At 62.1% G+C, this 21,671-nt stretch carries 14 protein-coding genes and 1 pseudogene; 9 read left to right on the forward strand and 6 right to left on the reverse strand.

Translation table 11 applies throughout. The features are described from left to right. Positions 1-80: 80 nt before the first annotated feature. On the reverse strand, positions 81-845 hold the full coding sequence (locus IMW75_RS21745; protein WP_045060296.1) for a GntR family transcriptional regulator: 765 nt from the start codon (positions 843-845) through the stop codon (positions 81-83). 272 nt (positions 846-1,117) lie between these two features. Between IMW75_RS21745 and IMW75_RS21750 the strand changes: the two genes are divergently transcribed. Further along, entirely contained in the window at positions 1,118-2,311 is a 1,194-nt protein-coding gene (locus IMW75_RS21750) for a benzoate/H(+) symporter BenE family transporter (RefSeq protein WP_205893730.1), read from the forward strand. A 160-nt stretch (positions 2,312-2,471) separates the two neighbouring features. Here IMW75_RS21750 and IMW75_RS21755 read toward each other — a convergent pair whose 3' ends face one another. Then, positions 2,472-2,816, reverse strand: a complete 345-nt coding sequence (locus tag IMW75_RS21755) for a YggL family protein (RefSeq protein WP_007896965.1) — start codon at positions 2,814-2,816, stop codon at positions 2,472-2,474. A gap of 235 nt (positions 2,817-3,051) precedes the next feature. On the opposite strand from IMW75_RS21755, the gene dacB reads away from it, so the two are divergent. Next, entirely contained in the window at positions 3,052-4,512 is a 1,461-nt protein-coding gene (dacB, locus tag IMW75_RS21760) for a D-alanyl-D-alanine carboxypeptidase/D-alanyl-D-alanine endopeptidase (RefSeq protein WP_205893731.1), read from the forward strand. A gap of 137 nt (positions 4,513-4,649) precedes the next feature. Here the strand turns inward: dacB and IMW75_RS21765 are convergent, their stop codons facing one another. Continuing rightward, entirely contained in the window at positions 4,650-7,040 is a 2,391-nt protein-coding gene (locus IMW75_RS21765) for a sensor domain-containing diguanylate cyclase (RefSeq protein ID WP_205893732.1), read from the reverse strand. Between the two features lie 226 nt (positions 7,041-7,266). Further along, positions 7,267-9,537: a bifunctional 23S rRNA (guanine(2069)-N(7))-methyltransferase RlmK/23S rRNA (guanine(2445)-N(2))-methyltransferase RlmL gene (rlmKL, locus tag IMW75_RS21770; RefSeq protein WP_045061008.1), complete on the reverse strand. Its 2,271-nt coding sequence runs from the start codon at positions 9,535-9,537 to the stop codon at positions 7,267-7,269. A gap of 529 nt (positions 9,538-10,066) precedes the next feature. Here rlmKL and rmf point away from each other — a divergent pair. Beyond that, positions 10,067-10,282, forward strand: a complete 216-nt coding sequence (gene rmf, locus IMW75_RS21775) for a ribosome modulation factor (RefSeq protein WP_003223300.1) — start codon at positions 10,067-10,069, stop codon at positions 10,280-10,282. Between the two features lie 174 nt (positions 10,283-10,456). On the opposite strand, the gene IMW75_RS21780 is transcribed toward rmf, so the two are convergent. Beyond that, a complete protein-coding gene (locus IMW75_RS21780) occupies positions 10,457-11,476 on the reverse strand; it encodes a quinone-dependent dihydroorotate dehydrogenase (protein ID WP_205893733.1) in 1,020 nt (339 codons plus the stop codon). A gap of 75 nt (positions 11,477-11,551) precedes the next feature. Further along, positions 11,552-11,911 carry a winged helix-turn-helix domain-containing protein gene (locus tag IMW75_RS21785; RefSeq protein ID WP_045061006.1) on the reverse strand — a complete coding sequence of 120 codons (360 nt, stop codon included), beginning with the start codon at positions 11,909-11,911 and terminating at the stop codon, positions 11,552-11,554. A gap of 370 nt (positions 11,912-12,281) precedes the next feature. Here IMW75_RS21785 and IMW75_RS21790 point away from each other — a divergent pair, with 370 nt between their 5' ends. From IMW75_RS21790 to IMW75_RS21815, 6 genes and pseudogenes are all read left to right on the forward strand, one after another. Further along, the gene (locus IMW75_RS21790; protein WP_205893734.1) at positions 12,282-13,493 is read left to right on the forward strand and encodes a CmpA/NrtA family ABC transporter substrate-binding protein; all 1,212 of its coding nucleotides are present in this window, start codon (positions 12,282-12,284) and stop codon (positions 13,491-13,493) included. 15 nt (positions 13,494-13,508) lie between these two features. Next, positions 13,509-14,084 carry an ANTAR domain-containing response regulator gene (locus IMW75_RS21795; RefSeq protein WP_205893735.1) on the forward strand — a complete coding sequence of 192 codons (576 nt, stop codon included), beginning with the start codon at positions 13,509-13,511 and terminating at the stop codon, positions 14,082-14,084. A gap of 357 nt (positions 14,085-14,441) precedes the next feature. Continuing rightward, positions 14,442-15,653, forward strand: a complete 1,212-nt coding sequence (locus tag IMW75_RS21800; protein ID WP_045061003.1) for a nitrate/nitrite transporter — start codon at positions 14,442-14,444, stop codon at positions 15,651-15,653. Positions 15,654-15,660: 7 nt separating this feature from the next. Then, entirely contained in the window at positions 15,661-17,331 is a 1,671-nt protein-coding gene (locus IMW75_RS21805) for a bifunctional protein-serine/threonine kinase/phosphatase (protein WP_205893736.1), read from the forward strand. Between the two features lie 369 nt (positions 17,332-17,700). Beyond that, a pseudogene (locus tag IMW75_RS21810) lies at positions 17,701-18,909 on the forward strand (NAD(P)/FAD-dependent oxidoreductase); the annotation flags it as partial. A gap of 23 nt (positions 18,910-18,932) precedes the next feature. Further along, positions 18,933-21,647, forward strand: a complete 2,715-nt coding sequence (locus IMW75_RS21815; protein WP_205893737.1) for a nitrate reductase — start codon at positions 18,933-18,935, stop codon at positions 21,645-21,647. Positions 21,648-21,671: the final 24 nt, after the last annotated feature.

Genomic DNA, 21,671 nt, shown 5'->3' on the forward strand with positions numbered 1-21,671 from the left:
TTTGTGGGGTTCACAAGATTTGTGTGCGACCTCAAACCCTGTGGGAGCCAGCCTGCTGGCGATAGGCGCACCACGACACATCAGATTTTCGCCGCAGGCCGCCCCGGCTTCTTGGTCTGCAACAAATGCGAGAACACCGCATGCAGATCATCCGACGCACTTTCCTCGTCGAGATTGAGCTTGCTGTCGATGTGATCCATGTGATGCATCATCAAATCCACTGCCAGCTCGCCATTGCGCGCCTCGATGGCGTCGATCAGCTGGGTGTGTTCGTCATACGAACAGTGGGAGCGATTGCCGCTTTCGTACTGGGCAATGATCAGCGAGGTCTGCGACACCAGGCTGCGCTGGAAGCTGATCAGCGGGGCATTCTTCGCCGCTTCGGCCAGCTTCAGGTGGAACTCGCCCGACAGACGAATACCGGCACCGCGATCACCGCGGGAGAAACTGTCACGCTCATCGTTGACCATCTGGCGCAACTCGGCGATTTGCTCGGCCGTGGCGTGCTGTACCGCCAGCTCGGTGATCGCGCGCTCGACCAGACGCCGCGCCAGGAACACCTGGCGAGCTTCCTCGACGCTTGGGCTGGCGACCACGGCACCGCGGTTCGGGCGCAGCAGCACCACGCCTTCATGGGCCAGGCGCGACAGCGCGCGACGGATGATGGTACGACTGACCCCGAAAATTTCCCCCAGCGCTTCTTCGCTCAACTTGGTGCCGGGCGCCAGGCGCTGTTCGAGGATCGCCTCGAAGATATGCGCGTAGACAATATCGTCCTGGGTTCCGCTGCGGCCGGCTTTGCCTGCTCGCGGTTGTTTCTTGAGGGGCTGCAACTGTTCGTTCATGGGCACTCGAGTCGGGAGAACTGCGGCGAATAGACCGTGACTGTAATACGGCACAGTGGGTCGCTGGCAAGTATCGCGTAAAAAACACCGCGATTGTACACAATGGATGGTGGCAACACGACTGTATGGCTGTTTGTTGGCGCCGCTGTATTGCAACGATTGGTTACTTTTGAGTTTAGGCTTGATCGCAGAATCCGCAGCCGGAATGCGATCCCCGTACGGGGGGTCGCTTGGCTTTGGATAATTTCGTAGGCAATAAGGAACACCCCGTCATGAACGACGCCACGCACACGCAGCTTCGCCCACTGGCCGATACCTCGCCATCGGCCATCGTCGCCGGCTTTATCGCCATGATGACCGGCTACACCAGCTCCCTGGTGCTGATGTTCCAGGCTGGCCAGGCAGCGGGTCTTAGCAGCGGGCAGATTTCGTCGTGGATCTGGGCGATCTCGATCGGCATGGCGGTGTGCTCCATCGGCTTGTCACTGCGCTATCGCACGCCGATCACCATCGCCTGGTCGACCCCCGGCGCGGCCTTGCTGATCACCAGCCTGGGCGGTGTCAGCTACGGCGAAGCCATTGGCGCCTACATCACCTGCGCGCTCCTGGTGACCATCTGCGGCCTGACTGGCAGCTTCGAACGCCTGGTGAAAAAGATCCCGGCCTCCCTGGCCGCCGCACTGCTGGCGGGCATTCTGTTCAAAATCGGCAGTGAGATCTTCGTCGCCGCGCAGCATCGCACCGCGCTGGTGTTGGGGATGTTCTTTACCTACCTGGTGATCAAGCGCCTGTCCCCCCGCTACGCGGTGTTGGCCGCTCTGCTGATCGGCACCGCACTCTCGGGATTCATGGGGCTGCTGGATTTCAGCGCCTTTCACCTGGAAATTGCCACGCCGGTCTGGACCACCCCGCACTTTTCCCTGGCCGCCACCATCAGCATCGGCATCCCGCTGTTCGTGGTGGCGATGACCTCGCAGAACATGCCAGGTATCGCCGTGTTGCGCGCCGACGGCTACAACGTGCCGGCTTCGCCGCTGATCACCACCACGGGCATCGCCTCGTTGCTGCTGGCGCCCTTCGGCTCCCACGGCATCAACCTGGCGGCCATCAGCGCGGCCATCTGCACCGGGCCCCACGCCCATGAAGATCGCAACAAGCGTTACACGGCGGCGGTGTGGTGCGGGATTTTCTACGGCATTGCCGGGGTATTCGGCGCCACGCTGGCGGCACTGTTTGCAGCATTGCCCAAGGAGCTGGTGCTGTCGATTGCTGCGCTGGCGTTGTTCGGGTCGATCATCAATGGCTTGAGCATTGCCATGACCGAGGTCAAGGAGCGCGAAGCGGCGCTGATTACCTTCATGGTCACGGCGTCGGGGCTGACACTGTTTTCCATTGGCTCGGCGTTTTGGGGGATTGTGGCGGGGGTGTTGACGCTGGTGATCTTGAATTGGCGTAAAGCCCTGTAGGAGCGAGCTCGCTCGCGATGGACGTTAACGATTAAGCGGGAAACCTGACACCCCTTGGCGTCCTCAGGTCCATCGCGAGCAAGCTCGCTCCTACAGGGAGCCGAGGGCGGATTTCCGGCAAAAAAAAACGGCGACCCTTGGGTCGCCGTTTTTCATGACATCAAGCTACCGGATTGATCGGCTTTTCCGGGTACCAGACGTCGATCAGCGGGCTGACAGTCGCTTCGGTCAGTTCGCTGCGGCCCTTGAGCCAGGCTTCAACGGCTGCACGTTGCTCTTCGGAGACCGAGCCACGCTTCTGCAGGCATACCAGACCGAAGTCGTCGCCGCCAACATAGCCCAGGCCGTTGGCTTCCATGGCTTCTTTCAGGAACGCGTCGAGGAAAGCATCAATGGCTTCATCAGCCAAATCTTCTTTGAAATCCAGGTTCAGCTCGAAACCCAGCTCTTGAAATTCATCGACGCACAATTTTTTGCGCAGACGCTGGGAACGGTTAGTCGCCATTGGAACAATCCTCATAAGTAATAACGGGCGGCACTTTAGCAGTTTAAGCCGCCGATTGCCCGTCTCTATGGGAAGCGCGGCCTACCGCTGGTAAAAAAATAGCGGATTAGGTGCCCCGCTCACGGCACAAGCGGATAAACCTTGGGGCATAATGCCGACACTTTCATGACCACTGAGGGAATTTATCTTCATGCCCTCGTCTTTTTTCCCCCTCGACCGCAGGGTTCTATTTCACATGATCAAATCTTTGCGTCCATTGTTGCTGGCTGGCTTGCTTGTTCCATTGGCCTTTCCCGTCAACGCAGCCCCCATCAACACCGCCCTGACCCCCAACGTCGAAAAAGCCCTCAAGGCCAGCAAGCTGCAGGACAACGCCCTGTCCCTGGTGCTGATCCCGCTCAATGGCCCGGGCACGCCGACCATCTTCAACGCCGACGTCTCGGTCAACCCGGCCTCGACCATGAAACTGGTCACCACCTACGCGGCCCTGGAAATGCTCGGCCCGAATCACCAGTGGAAAACCGAGTTCTACACCGATGGCACCCTCAGCGGCGGCATCCTCAATGGCAACCTCTACCTCAAGGGTGGCGGCGACCCGAAGCTGAACATGGAAAAACTCTGGCTGCTGATGCGTGACCTGCGCGCCAATGGCGTGACCCAGATCACCGGCGACCTGGTGCTGGACCGCAACTTCTTCACCCAGCCGCAGTTGCCCGAGTTCAACGACGACGGCAATGACAACAACAAGCCGTTCCTGGTCAAACCGGATTCGCTGCTGGTCAACCTCAAGGCGCTGCGCTTTGTCGCGCGCAACGATAATGGCCGGGTGCTGGTGTCGGTCGAGCCGCCCATTGCGTCGATTCGCATCGAAAACCAGGTCAAGGCCATCAATTCCAAACAATGCACCGGTGGCGTGCGTTACAACCCGGTAACCCAGCCCGATGGCAGCGTGACCGTGACGGTTGGCGGCCAGCTGGGTGAAGGCTGCAGCTCGCAGACCTACCTGTCGCTGCTTGACCACGCGACCTACACCGCTGGCGCCGTGCGGGCGATCTGGAAGGAACTGGGCGGCAGCATCCAGGGCAAGGACGTGCTGGCCCCAACGCCAAGCGGCGCCAAGTTGCTGGCCCGGGCCTACTCGCCGGACCTGGCGGAAATCATCCGCGACATCAACAAGTACAGTAACAACACCATGGCCCAGCAGCTGTTCCTGAGCCTCGGTCAACGCTATCGCACCGACGCCGACGGCGATGACGCCAAGGCGGCCCAGCGAGTGGTGCGTCAATGGCTGGCGAAAAAAGGCATTACCGCGCCGCACCTGGTCATGGAGAACGGCTCCGGCCTGTCTCGCGCCGAGCGCGTGAGTGCCCGTGAAATGGCCGCGATGCTGCAGGCCGCATGGCGCAGCCCGTATGCCGCCGAGTTCATCAGTTCGATGCCGATTGCCGGTACCGATGGCACCATGCGCAAACGCCTGAAGACCACGGCGATGCGCGGCGAAGCCCACGTCAAGACCGGCACCCTGAACACCGTGCGGGCGATTTCCGGCTTCAGCCGCGACGTCAACGGCAATACCTGGGCGGTGGTGGCGATCCTCAACGATAAAGCGCCGTTTGGTGCGTCGTCGGTGCTGGACCAGGTGCTGCTGGACCTGTATCGCCAGCCGAAACTGCCTCAGACTGCTTCGGCTTTGTAATCGATCAAGATCAGGATCAAGAGATCGCAGCCTCGTTTCACTCGACAGCTCCTACAGGGTTATGTGCACAGGTTATGTGCATACCAACCTGTAGGAGCTGTCGAGTGAAACGAGGCTGCGATCTTTCCAAAACCACCCTAACTCATCTCCGCCTCGACCCGATCCCGCCCCGCCTGCTTCGCCGCATACACCCCCGAATCCGCCCGCAATAACAGCGCATCCGCGCCCTCACCGGCTCGCCAGCTGGCAATCCCGAAGCTTGCGGTCACTGTCCCTACGCCATCGATCGGCGACATGCGCAACGCCTGCCACAGTTGCAGCGCCAGCACGTGTGCGTGTTCGCCGCTGATGTCCGGGCACAGCACCATGAACTCTTCGCCACCCAGACGGCAGAACACATCAGTGCGCCGCAGCCGATCACCGATGCGCTCGCACACCGCCTGCAGCACCCGGTCGCCCACCGCGTGACCATGCTGGTCATTGATGCGCTTGAAGTGGTCGATATCGAGCATGATGACCGACAATTCACCGCCACCGCGCTCGACCCGGTCCATTTCAGTGGTCAGGCGTTCCTGGAAGTAGCGGCGGTTGTGAATCCCGGTCAGCGAGTCCGTCACCGACAGCGCCCGCAACTCCTCTTCCACGCGCTTGAGGTCGGAAATGTCGGAGATGTAGCCGTGCCACAGCACCCCGCCACCCGGTAGTTCCTCAGGGGTAGCCTCGCCACGCACCCAGCGCAACCCGCGGATGGGCAGCTGCACGCGATATTCCTCGCGCCACGGGCTGAGGGTGTCCGCTGACGCCCGGATCGAGGCGCGCACCCGGGTGGTGTCCTGTGGATGAATGCGCGTGAAGATCGCCTCGGCGTTAAGCAACAGGACGTCGGGCTCGAGTTCGTAGATCTCGCGGATCCCGTCACTGGCGTAGATCACGCTGAAACGCCCATCGAACTCCATCTTGAATTGATAAATGCCGCCCGGCACATGGGCGCTGAGCTTCTTCAGCAACAAATCCCGCGCCGCCAGGGCCTCGTGGACCCGCTTGCGCTCGGTGATGTCGATGCAGATCGCCAGGTGCCCAACCCACAGCCCCTGCTCGTCGAGCACTGGCGTGGCCAGCATGTTCACTGCCAGGTGACTGCCGTCGCTGCGCACCAGCGTCCATTCCCGCGCTTCGTGGCCGCCCTCCTCGCCGCCCTCGACCAGCATCGCCTGGCAGGTTGGAATCGGCTTGCCATAGCGCGCACTGAGTTCCGCCGAGCGAGCCTGGAGCTCCCGGGGCAGGTGCAGGTTCTCCAGGGTCATGCAGCCCACCACCTCGGCGTTGGTGTAGCCAAGCATCTGCTCGGCGCCGGCATTAAAGGTGGTGATGACCCCGCGCAGGTCCGTGGCAATAATTGCCACCTGCGTCGCGGCGTTCAGCACGCCGCGCAACTGGCCATGGGTGCCGCGCAATTCCTGCTCGCGGGCGCGCAGCTCCTGGGTCCGCTGCTCGACCATTTTCAGCGCCCGTTGGCGCTGGCTCACCAGCACGTACAGCAAGGCGCTGAGCAGCAGGCTGAGCATGCCGCCCAGCACTGCCAGGCTGCTGAGGGAGGAATGGTTGGCCTGGGTGAACGCGACGCTGGGTCGCATTTCGACCTGATACTCGTGGTCGGCCAGGCGAATCAGTTGGGTCGAGGACAGCTCGCTGGCGGCGGGTGTATTGCTCGATTCGTAGAGCACTTCATGCTGGTCAGCGGTGGACAGGTCCAGAATGCGTACCGAGAGAAAATCATGGGTCTCCTCGGGTAATCCATCCGCCAACAGCTGACGCATGCTGATCACGGCCATGACGTAGCCGTCGGGCACTGCCCCCGGTTGTGGCTGGTGACCGACGGGGGCGGCCAGCAGGATTCCACGGGCATAAGTGGGTTCGATGCCCACCAGATAAAGGGGTTGCGACACCGCCAGGCCGCCAAGGGCATCGGCCCGCTCCAGCGTCGCACGGCGCTGAGGCTGGGCGAGCAAGTCGAAACCCAGCGGCGTGGGGAGACGACTTTGGCTCTGTGTGTACAGCACCGGGGCGTACTCGTCGCGTTCAGGGGCAATCTGCAGGTTGCCTGCGGCATCCATGTCGCGCACGCTGAATTCGCTCAGGCCCTGCTGATGCGCGGTCTGCTCAAGCGCCGCCCGTTCAGACCGGGATATGCGTGGGGCCCAGGAGTAAGCCTGGGTGCGATGCAAAAGTGGTTTGGCATACCCGTCGAATTCCTCTCGGGACACCGAACCGGAATTGGCAAAGAACCGGCGCAGCCCGTCGAGGCGCTGCTCCTGGTCTTCGAAACGTTCTTCGATACGGCTGTAGCGTTCACTGGCCAGCAGTTGGAAACGTTGCCGTAATTGATGGTGGAACTGGTTTTGTGTCGACCAGGCGAGCAATCCGGTAAAAATCCCGCCCACGAGCAATACCAGCAGCGCGACCAGCCAGGCCGAAACGTGTTCACTGATAAACCCCAGGATCTTTGGGCGCATGACGTGCAACGACATATAGGCAGACTCAAAACGCCAAGTGCCGGGAAAACCCACTGGCCCTGGGTTGAGTTATAGCTATTAGCCACTAATTTGACCAGCACTGTACTTGCAACTGCACCCTTTGCTGCTGATGCTCCTGTAGGAGCTGTCGAGTGAAACGAGGCTGCGATCTTTGGATCTTTTCTTTAAAACAAGATCAAAAGATCGCAGCCTGCGGCAGCTCCTACAGTGGATCCAGGTGTCAACGCGCCATGATTTTCCAGGCGCGGTGGATTTTGCCGTTACGGGCGAAGTCCGGGTCGATGGTCTTGGCGGTGATCTCCTCGACTGCGTAGCGCTCGCTCAGGTTGGGCTCGAGCTCGAACTTGCGGAAGTTGTTGGAGAAGTACAGCACACCACCCGGTGCCAGGCGCGCCATGGCCAGGTCGATCAGTTGCACCTGGTCACGTTGCACGTCGAAGATCCCTTCCATGCGCTTGGAGTTGGAGAACGTCGGCGGGTCAATGAAGATCAGGTCGTACTCGTCACGGCAGGCGTCCAGCCAGACCATCACATCGCCCTGCTCCAGGCGGTTCTTGTCGGAGAAGCCGTTCAGAGAAAGGTTGCGCCGCGCCCAGTCCAGGTAGGTTTTCGACAGGTCGACGCTGGTGGTGCTGCGTGCGCCACCCTTGGCTGCGTGCACACTCGCCGTCGCGGTGTAGCAGTACAGGTTGAGGAAGCGCTTGCCTGCCGCCTCCTGCTGAATGCGCATACGCATCGGCCGGTGGTCGAGGAACAGACCGGTGTCGAGGTAGTCGGTGAGGTTCACCAGCAGCTTGACGCCACCTTCGTTGACCTCGACGAACTTGCCCTGCGCGGCCTGGCGCTCGTATTGCTTGGTGCCGCTCTGCCGCTCGCGACGCTTGACCACGACGCGGCTCTTGTCGACGTTCAACGCCTGGGGAATCGCCGCCAGGGCATCGAACATGCGCGCCGAAGCTTTTTCCGGGTCGATGGATTTTGGCGCGGCGTATTCCTGGACGTGGACCCAATCCTGGTACAGGTCGATGGCCATGGAGTATTCCGGCATGTCGGCATCGTAGACGCGGTAGCAGTCGATGCCTTCACGCTTGACCCACTTGCTCAGGGCCTTGAGGTTCTTCTGCAGGCGGTTGGCGAACATCTGCCCACCCTCGCTCAAGCGCGGCTGCTCGATCACCACCGGCGCCGGTTTGATCGGGTTGCCGTTCTTGTTGTACTTCTCGTACTTGCCTGGCGCGACGTCGTTGCCTTCGACCTGGACTTCAGCCTGCTCGCGCTCGACCTGGCGTTGTTCCGGGGTGCGACGCTCGCCAGTCACGAACTGGTCCGGGGTGACCTTGATCAGCAGCAGCTTGCACGGCAAGGCGCCGTTCCAGAACGAATACTGCTTGTGGCTGCGGATACCCATGCGCTTGCCCAGGTCCGGCGCGCCGGTGAACACGGCCGCTTCCCAGTTCAGGCAGGCCTGACGCAGGCGCTCGCCAAGGTTCTGGTAGAGATAGAGCAGGCTCGCCTCATCGCCCAGACGCTCGCCGTACGGCGGGTTGCAGATGACCAGGCCTTTCTGGTTCTGGTCCGGACGCGGTTCAAAGGTGCCGACTTCGCCCTGGTAGATCTTGATCCACTCGCTCAGGCCAGCCCGTTCAACGTTATTGCGACCAGGCTGAATAAGGCGCGGGTCCGCTTCGTAACCGCGAATCCACAGCGGCGGCTTGGCCAGGCCGGCGGCGCAACGCTCGGTGGCTTCTTCATGAAGCTTTTTCCACAGCGCCGGAACGTGGCCGAGCCAGGCGGTGAAGCCCCACTGCTCGCGACGCAGGTTGGGGGCCATGTCGGCGGCGATCATCGCCGCTTCGACCAGGAAGGTGCCCACGCCACACATCGGGTCAGCCAGGGCGCCGCCGTCGGCAGCAATACGTGGCCAGCCGGAACGGATCAGGATCGCCGCCGCGAGGTTTTCCTTCAGAGGTGCCGCACCCTGCTGCAGGCGGTAACCGCGCTGGTGCAGGCTGTGGCCGGACAGGTCGAGCGACAGAATCGCTTCGCCGCGGTCCAGGCGCAGGTGAATACGCAGGTCGGGGTTGAGTTTATCAATCGACGGACGGTCGCCTTGCGGGGTGCGCAATTTGTCGACGATGGCGTCCTTGACCTTCAACGCGCCGAAATGGGTGTTATCGATGCCCGAGCCATGGCCACTGAACTCGACGGCCAGGGTGCCGTCGCTGAGCATGTGGTCCTGCCATTCGATGTCGAGCACACCGTGGTAGAGATCTTCGGCGTCCTTCATCGGGAAACGCTTGAGCACCAGCAGCACCCGGTTCGCGAGGCGCGACCACAGGCACAGGCGGTAGGCGGTTTCCATGGTTGCCATGCCGCGCACGGCAGAGGTGTGCTCACGCGCTTCCTCAAGGCCAAGCCCGACGGCTTCCTCGATGAGCAGGCCTTCAAGGCCTTTTGGGCAAGTGAGGAAGAGTTCGAAACGATCGGACATGGGAATTCCAGAACCTTTAGCTGAGTGAACGGGCAACGCATTGCCGGTCCGGTTTTCAATCAGGCGCTTTTCTAAAAGAACGCCCGCGTGGCACGAAGGTGTGCCGACCCACCCTTGCTGCTCGGTGTAAAGGAGCTTAGATGCAAAGACAGGTAAAAAAGTTGGTGCAACAAAATGTCATAACTCGACCCTTCGTCGAATAATGCGCCCACTCAACGCGAGGCATTCTCAGCAAGGGATTAACGTCATCATCCTGCGGGGTGCCGATCATACCGGGGTTTGACCAACAAACGCTGGCAAATATCGTGTTACTTATGGCCATACCACCTTAATGGTTACGTCCTTATGACAAAACGATCATTCCCTCGATGTGACGCATTGGTTAGAACTCAACACAGGTTGGCGCCGCAACGACGTCAACAACTTGGCTCGCGACGCCGGCAGCGAGCCGCCAACGGCAGGTTATTTCTGCCAGACCTCAATTGAGGTCAACGCGATAAATACAGTCAACAAGTGAGGGCAACACCCTATGAGAAGACTTAAGCGTGATCCGTTGGAAAGAGCATTTTTGCGCGGATATCAATATGGCGTTGGTGGCAAATCCCGTGAGCTTTGCCCATTTACTCTACCGTCGGTACGTCAAGCCTGGATTAACGGCTGGCGAGAAGGACGCGGCGACAACTGGGACGGTATGACCGGCACTGCGGGAATCCACAGACTCAACGAACTTCACGCCGTCGGCTAATTTTACAGGGCTAAACACTCCGACACGACAATCTGAACACTGCATCAATTAACCACGCACGCCCCATCCGGGCGGCGGGCTTCGGCCCAGGGGCTCCGTCGAGGAGCCCTTTTTTATGGCTGCTTTCCCGCCAAAGCGCAGCCGGCATTGGCTGGAATCACCGGGCCATGGGGGTTATCTCAGGGCGGCGATGGCGTCCACGCACTCGCGAATCAACGCCGGGCCCTTGTAGATGAAACCGGAGTAGATCTGCACCAGGCTCGCCCCTGCAGTGATTTTCTCGGCGGCGTGCTTGCCTTCGGTGATCCCGCCCGCGGCGATGATCGGCAGACGCCCTGCCAGCTCTGCTGCCAGCACCTTGACCGTATGGGTGCTCTTCTCCCGCACCGGGGCACCCGACAAGCCGCCTGCCTCGTCCCCATGCTCCATGCCTTCGACGCCAACGCGACTCAGGGTGGTGTTGGTGGCGATGACGGCGTCCATGCCGGTCTCAACCAGGGCCTGGGCGACCTGGGCGGTTTCTTCGTCGGTCATGTCCGGGGCAATCTTGATCGCCAGTGGCACATGTCTGCCGTGACGCAAGGCCAGTTCCGCACGGCGGGTGGCCAGGTCGGCGAGCAATTGCTTGAGCGAATCACCAAATTGCAGGCTGCGCAGCCCTGGTGTGTTCGGCGAACTGACGTTAACCGTGATATAGCTGGCGTGGGCATACACCTTGTCCAGGCAGATCAGGTAATCGTCCACGGCGCGCTCGACGGGCGTATCGAAGTTCTTGCCGATATTGATGCCCAGCACGCCCTTGTACTTCGCCGCAGCCACCCGGGCCAGCAGGTGATCGACGCCAAGGTTGTTGAAGCCCATGCGATTGATGATGGCCTCGGCTTCCGGCAGACGGAAAATCCGTGGTTTCGGATTGCCCGGTTGCGGACGCGGGGTCACGGTGCCGATTTCGACGAAACCGAAACCCAGTTGGGCAAAACCGTCGATGGCCGCGCCATTCTTGTCCAGGCCCGCTGCCAGGCCTACGGGATTGGGAAAATCCAGGCCCATGACGGTCACCGGCTTTTTCGCCGGCGCCTTGCACAACATGCCGTTGAGCCCCAGGCGTCCGCCCGCGCCGATCAGGTCCAGGGACAGATCGTGGGAGGTTTCCGGGGAAAGTTTGAACAACAGCTGACGGGCCAGGGTGTACATGGGCGGCTTTGACTCTGGGCGGCGAAAAGTGGCGCCGATTATAGCCGGGGTGGAGGCTGGCGTGCGAGAGACCGGTTAAATCGAGTTCGACAGCTCGGTTCGCACAGCAGGCCCGACCACGGCGCAGTCGAATCGATACCCCTGGCCATAGACGGTGGTGATGAAGTCACGGTCCTCCTTCAACAGCTTGCGCAACACGTAGATGCAGCGTGTCAAGGACTCCTCGGCTGCATCGGTCCCGGGCCAGACCGCGCCCAGCAGTTGATCCTTGCTGACCACCAGACCGGCCGAGCCGAGCAACAGGCGAAGCACGCATAATTCTTTTGGCGGAACGTGTACGACCCTGCCCGCGTGCATCAGGGTGCCGTCACTCTGCAGCCGCCACCGGTCAAACATGAATGACTCGGACGGGGAATGATCAATGGCGCTGTTCATGTTCGCAACTCCCTATGCCTGTGCGCTGCCAGGCTCAACGATGAATGGCGCGACAATAGAGAATCGGGCAGGCGCCTTTCGTAGGACTCCAGGCTTACCAACCTGGGGAAATGTCGATCCAGCTTGTAGGATTTTTAACCGCCGATAACCCTCACGGCCGAAGGGTGGATTGGATGATCGCGGGAGGATGGATGAGGTGGCGCGTTGAATCCTGATGAAAAGCTGATGGCCGCTGGCATATGCCTTGCAGCCCTACTCACATCAGTGCTCGAACCAACGTCGGACATGAGCGCAAGGACAATGGCGTCGCCACCCGGCTCTGCTCGCGCATGGACCGGTGGCGACGTCTTTTTTTTAAGGTGCACAGTCGATGAACGAACCCTCCGCCGGCCCATTGGCCTGGGTCAATGGCAGCGATGCCCCGGAAAAAACCGAAATCAATCTCGGCTTCATGGCCCTGAGCGACTGCGCCTCCGTAGTCGTCGCCGCCACCCAGGGCTTTGCCCAGCCTTACGGCCTGACCCTGAACCTCAAGCGCCAGTCGTCCTGGGCCAGCCTGCGGGACAAACTGGTCAGCGGCGAACTGGACGCCGCCCACAGCCTGTATGGCCTGGTGTATGCGGTGCACCTCGGCATAGGCGGCGTCGCCGCCACCGACATGGCGGTGCTGATGGGCCTGAACCAGAATGGCCAGAGCATCAACCTCTCCCCGGGCTTGCAGGCACTTGGCGTGACCAGTCCTGAGGCACTGGATCGCCACGTGCACCAAAGTCGCCCACGGCTGACGTTTGCCCAGACATTCCCCACCGGCACCCACGCCATGTGGTTGTACTACTGGCTGGCGAGCCAGGGTATCCATCCGCTGCAGGATGTCGACAGCGTGGTGGTGCCGCCGCCGCAGATGGTCGCGCACCTGCAGGCGGGGCGCATCGACGGTTTCTGCGTGGGCGAGCCGTGGTCCGCCAGTGCAGTGAAACAGAATCTGGGATTCACCCTGGCGACCACCCAGGCAATCTGGCCCGATCACCCGGAAAAAGTCCTGGGCTGCACCCGCGCCTTCGTCGAGCAGTATCCCAATACCGCCCGCGCCCTGGTCATAGCGATTCTCGAGGCCAGTCGTTTTATTGAAGCCAGTAGCGAGAACCGTCGCAGCACCGCGCAGCTGCTCAGTGCTGCGCAATATCTCGATGCGCCGCTCGATTGCATCGAACCGCGGCTGCTGGGCGACTACGCCGACGGGCTGGGCAATCGCTGGCAGGACCCGCATGCCCTGCGCTTCCACGGGGATGGCGAGGTCAATTTGCCTTATCTGTCCGATGGCCTTTGGTTCATGACCCAATTTCGTCGCTGGGGGTTGCTGCGCGACGATCCGGATTATCTGGCGGTCGCCCGACAGGTTCAGCAACTGGACCTGTACCGCGAAGCCGCCAGCGCCGTGGGAGTTGCCAGCCAGCCCGGGGACATGCGCCGCAGCCAGTTGATCGACGGCAAGATCTGGGACGGCTCGGACCCGGCCGGGTATGCACGCAGTTTCAAGCTGCATGCCCTGCATGACTCCTCTGCCCTACTCGCCAGCCGCTGACAGGAGACTGCGAACATGTTGCGTATCCTGCTGATCAACGACACGGCGAAGAAAGTCGGACGCCTCAAGGCCGCCTTGACCGAAGCCGGCTTCGAGGTGATCGACGAGTCCGGCCTGACCATCGACCTGCCCTCACGCGTCGAAACGGTGCGCCCGGACGTGATCCTGATCGATACCGAGTCACCCAGCCGCGATGTCATGGAGCAAGTGGTGCTGGTGAGCCGTGATCAACCCAGGCCGATTGTGATGTTCACCGACGAGCATGACCCGGGCGTGATGCGCCGGGCGATCAAGTCCGGGGTGAGTGCCTACATTGTCGAAGGCATTCACGCACAGCGCCTGCAACCGATTCTCGACGTGGCCATGGCGCGTTTCGAGAGCGACCAGGCACTGCGCGCTCAATTGCATGCCCGCGACCAACAACTGGCGGAACGCAAGCGCATCGAGCTGGCCAAGGGGTTGTTGATGAAGATGAAAGACTGCAACGAGGAAGAGGCCTACACCCTGATGCGCCGCCAGGCGATGAGCCGGCAGCAGAAGCTGATTCAGGTGGCGGAGCAGATTATTGCGATGAGTGAGTTGCTGGGCTGAGGTGTTGTGCTGGCCCCGCGGACGCCATCGCGGGCAAGCCCGGCTCCCACAGAGATGTCTGCCGTACACAAATACTGCGTCCACCACCAACACCCTGTGGGAGCGGGCTTGCCCGCGATGGGAGCACCTCGGTTTCAGTGGTTGGCACAGATCTGGCTATGTAATTCACCACAGGTAACCAACGGCGGTTGCCCCACCTACGACAAAGACGTCGCTCACCCCATTTGCCCTGGCAAATCCGGTAGCGGCGTTTTTTCGTTTTGGCCCCATGGCACGGGGTCGGTGGTGCGGCCGTCAAGGCGCCCCATCTGCTAGCTCACGGTTCCCACTCGAGACTCTTCACAGCTGAGGTGCGCGATGAATTCAAGCTTCTGGAAATCCGGTCATACCCCGACTCTGTTCGCGGCGTTCCTCTATTTCGACCTGAGCTTCATGGTCTGGTACCTGCTCGGCCCACTGGCCGTACAAATAGCCACGGACCTGCAGCTGACCACCCAGCAGCGCGGCCTGGTGGTTGCCACGCCGATTCTGGCCGGGGCAATACTGCGCTTCATCATGGGCATGCTGGCCGATCGCCTATCGCCGAAAACCGCCGGGATCATTGGCCAGGTGATTGTCATCTGCGCCCTGTTCGTGGCCTGGAAGCACGGCATCCACAGCTACGAACAAGCATTGCTGCTGGGGCTGTTCCTCGGCATGGCCGGCGCGTCGTTCGCCGTGGCTTTGCCGCTGGCATCGCAGTGGTATCCGCCGCAACATCAAGGCAAGGCAATGGGCATTGCGGGGGCAGGTAATTCCGGCACGGTGCTGGCCGCATTGATCGCCCCGGTCCTGGCGGCGGCATTCGGCTGGAGCAACGTATTCGGCTTCGCCCTGATCCCGTTGATCCTGACGCTCATTGTGTTCACCTGGCTGGCCAAAAATGCCCCGGAGCGGCCAAGAGCCAAATCGGTCACCGACTACTTCAAGGCCCTGGGCGATCGCGACAGCTGGTGGTTCATGTTCTTCTACAGCGTAACGTTCGGCGGCTTCATCGGCCTGGCGAGCGCTCTGCCCGGCTACTTCAACGACCAATACGGACTGAGCCCGGTCACCGCCGGTTACTACACCGCCGCCTGCGTGTTTGGCGGCAGCCTGATGCGGCCTTTGGGTGGTGCGCTGGCCGACCGTTTCGGCGGGATTCGCACGCTGCTGGGGATGTATACCGTGGCGGCTGTGTGTATCGCAGCAGTCGGTTTCAACCTGCCAAGTTCCTACGCCGCCCTGGCGCTTTTCGTGTGCACCATGCTCGGTTTGGGGGCAGGTAATGGCGCGGTGTTCCAACTGGTCCCACAGCGTTTTCGCCGGGAAATCGGCGTGATGACCGGGTTGATCGGCATGGCGGGCGGCATTGGCGGGTTTGCCCTGGCAGCCGGCATGGGCGCCATCAAGCAAAGCACCGGCAGCTACCAGCTGGCGTTGTGGTTGTTCGCCAGCCTGGGCGTGCTCGCCTGGTTCGGCCTGCATGGCGTGAAACGTCGCTGGAGAACCACCTGGGGCTCTGCTGCCGTCACCGCTGCACGGGTCTGAACCGGCAATGAGCCTGCAGCTGAGTTTCGCTGAAGCCAGCGCCATCGGTCCGCGCGAGGAAAACCAGGACGCCCTGCGCCTGGTCACGCCCGATCCGGCGCTGGCCGCGAGCAAAGGCTATCTGTTCGCGATTGCCGATGGCGTCAGTCAATGCGCCGACGGCGGGCTCGCAGCCCGCTCGACCTTGCAGGCGCTGGCGCAGGATTACTACGCGACGCCGGAAACCTGGGCGGTCGCCCAGGCCCTCGATCGCCTGCTGCTGGCGCAGAACCGCTGGCTGCAGGCCAATGGCGGCGGGCAGCCGCTGCTGACCACTGTCAGCGCCCTGGTCGTGCGCGGCCGGCGCTTCACCCTGGCGCATGTCGGTGATTGCCGGGTGTATCGCTGGCATGCCGGCCACTTGCAGCGTATCAGCGAGGACCACGTCTGGGATCAGCCCGGCATGCAGCACGTGCTCAAGCGTGCGATGGGCCTGGATCAACATCTGGTGCTGGATTTCCTCGATGGCGAGTTACGCCTGGACGAGAGCTTTGTGCTGCTCAGCGACGGCGTCTGGGCGGTATTGGGCGACACGGCCATCGCGGCAATCCTGCGCGATCAACCGGATCTGCACAGTGCCGCGCAAACCCTGGTCAGTGCCGCGCACCTGGCGGGCAGCCAGGACAACGCCAGCGCACTACTGGTGCGGGTGGATGCCCTGGGAGAGTCGAGCATCGGCGATGCCCTGGTGCACTTGCAGCAATGGCCGCTGCCGCCAGCGCTGAAGCCGGGGCAGATGTTCGAGGGCTGGCAAGTCGACACGATACTAGGACAAAGCCAGCAGTCGCTGCTGTACCGGGTGCATGACGGGCAGCAGCAACCCTGGTTGCTGAAAACCCTGCCCGGGCGCCTGCACGACGATCACCAGGCCGGGCAGGCATTGCTGGCAGAGGAATGGTTTCTCAAGCGCGTTGCCGGACGGCACTTTCCTGAAGTCCATCCCGCCAGTCAGCGTCAGCACTTGTACTACGTGATGCGTGAATACTCCGGTTCAACCCTGGCGGCACTGCATGCCGACGTCGGACCGTTGCCGCTGGCTCAATGGCTGGACCTGGCCGAACGCCTGTTGCGCGCAGTCGGCATGCTGCATCGCCGACAGATTCTGCATCGCGACATCAAGCCGGAGAACCTGCTGCTGGGTGACGACGGCGAGTTGCGCCTGCTGGATTTTGGCCTGGTCTATTGCCCGGGCCTGTCCGAAGACCAGCCGTGCGCCCTGCCCGGCACCCCGAGCTACATCGCGCCGGAAGCTTTTGGCGGCGCGGCACCCACCCTGCAACAGGACCTTTACGCGGTCGGCGTGACCCTGTACTTCCTGTTGACCGGGCACTACCCCCACGGCGAAATCGAAGCCTTCCAGCGCCCGCGCTTTGGTGTGCCGGTGAGTGCCAGTCGCTACCGCCCGGACCTGCCGGAGTGGATCGCGCAGAGCCTGGCGCGGGCCGTTGCGGCTGATCCGGCGAATCGATTTGAAACGGCGGAAGAATGGTTGCTGCTCCTGGAACAGGGCGAGCGGCACAGCCTGAGCGTGCGGCCACGACCTTTGCTGGAACGCGAACCGCTGAAGGTGTGGCGGACCATGGCGCTGGTGTCGCTGGTGGTGAATATGGTGCTGTTGATTTTGGTTTTTCGTGGTTAGTACCGGGGAGCGCCCATCGCGAGCAGGCTCGCTCCCACAGGGCATCTCCACTGGCCTATGAGGAACAGGCTCCAACGGAGTGCGTCACGCTTCGATTCGGTGCAGGAACGGCACTGCCAACCTTCAAAAACCACCTGTGAAACATCAATTGTGCCGGCTTCCAGACTTGGCACAACCACTGCATTAACGCTCCCAACAGACATAAAGCTCACCCTCAACGAAGAGGGCTGCGCTTCCCGATAGAACGGGACAAGGACAAAGGCGTCCCCGCCAGGCAACTGGCGGGACGCCTTTTTTTGTTTGCGCGAAATGTTCAAGTACGACCTGAAACGCCAAGATGCGGCGGGTCCCAGCTCCCCGGAGAACCTGATGAACAAATTGAAACTGGTGATGATCGGCAACGGCATGGCCGGGGTCCGCACCCTGGAGGAATTGCTCAAGCTGAGCAACGACCTGTACGACATCACCGTCTTCGGCGCCGAACCCCATACCAACTACAATCGCATCCTGCTGTCGCCGGTACTGGCGGGCGAGCAGACGTTCGAAGAGATCGTGCTCAACGACCTGGACTGGTACCTCGACAACAACATCAAGCTGCTGCTTAACCGCAAAGTGGTGCAGATCGACCGGATCAGGCGCCGGGTGATTGCCGATGACGGCACCGAAGCCGAGTACGACCGCCTGCTGATTGCCACCGGCTCGACGCCGTTCATCCTGCCCATTCCGGGCAACACGCTGCAGGGCGTGATCGGCTACCGCGACATCGCCGACACCCAGGCGATGATCAACACCGCCAGGACCCACACCCATGCCGTGATCATCGGCGGCGGCCTGCTCGGCCTTGAAGCGGCCAACGGCCTGATGCTGCGCGGCATGCACGTCACCGTGGTGCACATAGGCGAATGGCTGCTGGATCGACAGCTGGACAAGACCAGCGGCCAGCTGCTGCAGACCGCCCTGGAAGGTCGCGGCCTGCACTTTCGCCTGCGCGAACAGACCCAGGCGCTGCACGATGCCGGCAATGGCCGGGTCGGCTCGGTGCAATTCAGCAATGGCGACGTGATCCCGGCCGACCTGGTGGTGATGGCGGCCGGTATTCGGCCCCGCACCGAACTGGCGGAAAAATCCGGCCTTCCCTGCAACCGCGGGATCCTGGTCAACGACACGCTGCAAACCTACGACCCGCGCATCTACGCGATTGGCGAATGTGCCAGCCACCGCGGCATCGCCTACGGCCTGGTCGCGCCCCTGTTCGAACAGGCCAAGGTCTGCGCCAACCACCTGGCCCAGCTGGGTTTCGCCACCTATAAGGGCTCGGTGACCTCGACCAAATTGAAGGTCACCGGCATCGACCTGTTCTCCGCTGGCGACTTCATGGGCGGTGAAGGTACCGAGACCATCACCCTTTCGGACCCGATTAGCGGGATCTACAAAAAACTGGTGATCAAGGACGACGTCCTCGTCGGCGCCTGCCTGTACGGCGATACCGCAGACGGCGGCTGGTATTTCCGCCAGATCCGGGAGAACCACGACATTGAGCCAATCCGTGACCACCTGATGTTCGGCGACGCCTGCTTGCCGGCCCTGCGGGAAGCAAGTTGATGGACCGGCAGATCACCGCTTCAACCTGCTGTTACTGCGGGGTCGGCTGCGGCGTACTGATCGAACATGACGGCGAGCGCATTCTCGGCGTCAGCGGCGATCCGGCCCACCCCGCCAACTTCGGCAAGTTGTGCAGCAAGGGTTCGACCCTGCACCTGACGGGCGACCTTGCGGCAAGGGCGCTCTATCCGGAACTGCGCCTGGGCAAAACCCTGGCCCGCGGCCGCACGGACTGGGACACCGCCCTGGATCACGCCGCCAGCGTATTCGCCCGCACCATCGCCGAACACGGCCCGGACAGTGTGGCGTTCTACATCTCCGGCCAATTGCTGACCGAGGATTACTACAGTTTCAACAAACTGGCGCGGGCGCTGGTGGGCACCAACAACATCGACAGCAACTCACGCCTGTGCATGTCTTCGGCGGTGGTCGGCTACAAGCGCAGCCTCGGCGCGGATGCCCCACCGTGCAGCTACGAAGACCTGGAGTCGAGCGATTGCGTGATGATCGTCGGCAGCAACATGGCCTACGCCCACCCGGTACTTTTCCGGCGGCTGGAAGAGGCCAGATCCCGCCGACCGCAGATGAAAGTTATCGTTATCGACCCGCGCCGCACCGACACCTGTGACCTCGCCGACTTGCACCTGGCGATACTGCCGGGCACCGATGTCGCCCTGTTCCACGGGATCCTGCACCTGTTGCTGGTGGAGGACCAGGTTGATCATGACTTTATCGACGCGCACACCCAGGGGCTGCCAGAGCTGAAAAGCCTGGTGCGCGACTACAGCCCGCAGAGGGTCTCGCAACTGTGCGGGATCAGTGTCGAACAGCTGCGGCAGTGCGCGCAGTGGATCGGCACTTCGCCGACTTTCCTGTCGTTGTGGTGCATGGGGCTCAACCAGTCCACGGCTGGCAGCGCCAAGAATAGCGCGCTGATCAATCTGCACCTGGCCACCGGGCAAATTGGCCGCCCAGGCGCAGGACCTTTCTCGCTGACCGGTCAGCCCAATGCCATGGGCGGACGCGAAACCGGCAGCCTGTCGAACCTGCTGCCAGGCCATCGCGACGCCGCCAATGCCGAGCATCGTGCGGAAGTGGCGGCCTACTGGGGCGTTGAGCAACTGCCGCACACCACCGGGCTGAGCGCCATCGAGTTGTTCGAACAGGTGCGCAGCGGCCGTATCAAGGCCTTGTGGATCGCCTGCACCAACCCCGCGCAATCGATGCCCGACCAGAGTGCCGTGCGTGAGGCCCTGCAGGCATGCCCGTTCGTGGTGTTGCAGGAAGCCTTTCGCACCACTGAAACCGCAGCCTTTGCCGACCTGCTGCTACCCGCCGCGAGCTGGGGTGAAAAAGAGGGCACTGTGACCAACTCCGAGCGGCGCATTTCCCACGTGCGCCAGGCTGTCATCGCCCCTGGCGAGGCACGGCCGGACTGGGCCATCACGGTGGATTTCGCACAGCGCCTGGAAAGACATCTGCGTCCAGAGCACGCCAGCCTGTTTGTCCTCGACACGCCGGCGCAGATCTTTGACGAGTACAAGCAACTGACCCAAGGCCGCGACCTGGACCTTTCCGGGCTCAGCCATGCCTTGATCGACCAGATCGGCCCGCAGCAATGGCCCTTCCCGCCCGGCGCCAGCCAAGGTACCGCGCGCCTGTACGGTGACGGAATATTCCCCACCGCCAACGGCCGCGCGCACTTCATTGCCGACCCGTATCAAGCGGCCAAGGAACAACGGGATGCGCGGTTTCCCCTGACCCTGATCACCGGGCGCCTGCGCGATCAATGGCACGGCATGAGCCGCACCGGCACCGCTGCGCAGCTGTTCGGTCACGTCAGTGAAGCGGTGTTGAGCCTGCACCCGGATGAGCTACGCCGCCATCGCTTGCAGTCCGGCGACCTGGTCAGCCTGAACAGTCGCCGTGGCGCGGTGGTGCTGCCGGTTACCCGTGACGAGAACGTTCGGCCAGGCCAGGCGTTTTTGCCCATGCACTGGGGCGACCGGTTTCTCAAAGGCGGGGTCAATTCGCTGACCCAACCGGCCTTTGATCCCCTGTCGAAGCAGCCGGAACTGAAGCACAGCGGCGTGCGACTGGAGCCGATAAACCTGCCGTGGCGACTGTTTGCCTTGGTCGAAGGTAACGTTCAACAGCAACTGGAGCGCCTGCGACCCCTCTGTGAGGAATTTTCCTACGCCAGCCTGAGCGTGGCTGGCCGTGAGCGCCCGGCGCTGCTTATACGGGCTGCCAGCGCCTCGGCGCCCGACGCCCAGTTATTGCGCGACATCGACCAGTGCCTGGGCGTGGATGAAGGCCCGGTGCTGGCCTACGAGGACGTGCGCCGCTCGATCGGCAAACGCGTACGCATCGAACACGGCAGGATCACCGCCATCCGCCTGGCCGGGGAAACCCTGGCCCAGCACTGGCTGCAAAACCTGTGGCTCGAAGGGCGCGCCGATGAACCACTGCGGCGCTGGATGCTGGCCCCCTTGAGTGCACCACCCGGCGACGGCGCCGCCATTGGCACCGGCAACAAAACCCTGTGCAACTGCCGCAATGTCAGCCACAGCGCGGTTTGCGCGGGAATCAGTCGAGGCCTGGACTTGCAGGGTCTTAAACAGCAATTGGGTTGCGGCACGCAGTGCGGTTCATGCGTCCCGGAAATCAAGCGACTGCTGGCCGCCACGGCTCAGCCAGTCGCCGTTATCTGATGAGGAAAATACGATGAGCGCAAA

Source organism: Pseudomonas gregormendelii (assembly GCF_017114825.1).
GTDB classification, from domain to species: domain Bacteria; phylum Pseudomonadota; class Gammaproteobacteria; order Pseudomonadales; family Pseudomonadaceae; genus Aquipseudomonas; species Aquipseudomonas gregormendelii.